General features: G+C 56.4%; 2 protein-coding genes. Both read left to right on the top strand.

The features are described 5' to 3' along the window. Positions 1 to 145 precede the first annotated feature (145 nt). Positions 146 to 961 carry a sulfonamide-resistant dihydropteroate synthase Sul2 gene (sul2, locus tag FTV50_RS16540; protein WP_001043260.1) on the top strand — a complete coding sequence of 272 codons (816 nt, stop codon included), beginning with the start codon at positions 146 to 148 and terminating at the stop codon, positions 959 to 961. An 86-nt stretch (positions 962 to 1,047) separates the two neighbouring features. After that, positions 1,048 to 1,350 carry a phosphoglucosamine mutase gene (locus FTV50_RS16535; protein WP_000251875.1) on the top strand — a complete coding sequence of 101 codons (303 nt, stop codon included), beginning with the start codon at positions 1,048 to 1,050 and terminating at the stop codon, positions 1,348 to 1,350. Positions 1,351 to 1,414 lie beyond the last annotated feature (64 nt).

Genomic DNA, 1,414 nt, shown 5'->3' with positions numbered 1-1,414 from the left:
TTGTTCCATTTTAGAGATTTGTTTAAGATAAGATATAACTCATTGAGATGTGTCATAGTATTCGTCGTTAGAAAACAATTATTGTGACATTATTTCAATGAGTTATCTATTTTTGTCGTGTACAGAGATTATTATAGAAGCCCCCATGAATAAATCGCTCATCATTTTCGGCATCGTCAACATAACCTCGGACAGTTTCTCCGATGGAGGCCGGTATCTGGCGCCAGACGCAGCCATTGCGCAGGCGCGTAAGCTGATGGCCGAGGGGGCAGATGTGATCGACCTCGGTCCGGCATCCAGCAATCCCGACGCCGCGCCTGTTTCGTCCGACACAGAAATCGCGCGTATCGCGCCGGTGCTGGACGCGCTCAAGGCAGATGGCATTCCCGTCTCGCTCGACAGTTATCAACCCGCGACGCAAGCCTATGCCTTGTCGCGTGGTGTGGCCTATCTCAATGATATTCGCGGTTTTCCAGACGCTGCGTTCTATCCGCAATTGGCGAAATCATCTGCCAAACTCGTCGTTATGCATTCGGTGCAAGACGGGCAGGCAGATCGGCGCGAGGCACCCGCTGGCGACATCATGGATCACATTGCGGCGTTCTTTGACGCGCGCATCGCGGCGCTGACGGGTGCCGGTATCAAACGCAACCGCCTTGTCCTTGATCCCGGCATGGGGTTTTTTCTGGGGGCTGCTCCCGAAACCTCGCTCTCGGTGCTGGCGCGGTTCGATGAATTGCGGCTGCGCTTCGATTTGCCGGTGCTTCTGTCTGTTTCGCGCAAATCCTTTCTGCGCGCGCTCACAGGCCGTGGTCCGGGGGATGTCGGGGCCGCGACACTCGCTGCAGAGCTTGCCGCCGCCGCAGGTGGAGCTGACTTCATCCGCACACACGAGCCGCGCCCCTTGCGCGACGGGCTGGCGGTATTGGCGGCGCTGAAAGAAACCGCAAGAATTCGTTAACTGCACATTCGGGATATTTCTCTATATTCGCGGTTCAGCAGGCATGTCCCCTTTGAGGGCGACCCGACGACAGGATAATCGACCTTATGGTGCGCAAATATTTCGGCACAGACGGTATTCGTGGCAAAGCCAACGAAGGCGCGATGACGGCGGAAACCGCCTTGCGCGTCGGCATGGCGGCTGGCCGTGTCTTTCGTCGCGGTGACCACCGCCATCGTGTCGTGATCGGCAAGGATACGCGCCTGTCGGGCTATATGCTTGAACCCGCGCTCACAGCCGGTTTCACCTCGATGGGCATGGACGTATTCCTTTTTGGCCCGCTGCCGACAACGTATAGGAAGAATAAACGCCCTTTTCACCCAAGTCCAACAGCTTTGGACCGCAGTTGACTCTTTCGACACCCCTGCGATGCAACCCAATCCGGCTGACGGGGAGCCAGCAACGCTGAAAATT

Origin of the sequence: Acinetobacter sp. YH1901134 (assembly GCF_013416965.1) — a bacterium.
GTDB lineage: Bacteria > Pseudomonadota > Gammaproteobacteria > Pseudomonadales > Moraxellaceae > Acinetobacter > Acinetobacter amyesii.
Note: the sequence above shows the minus strand (reverse complement) of the source record. Positions and strands in the feature narration are given on the sequence as shown.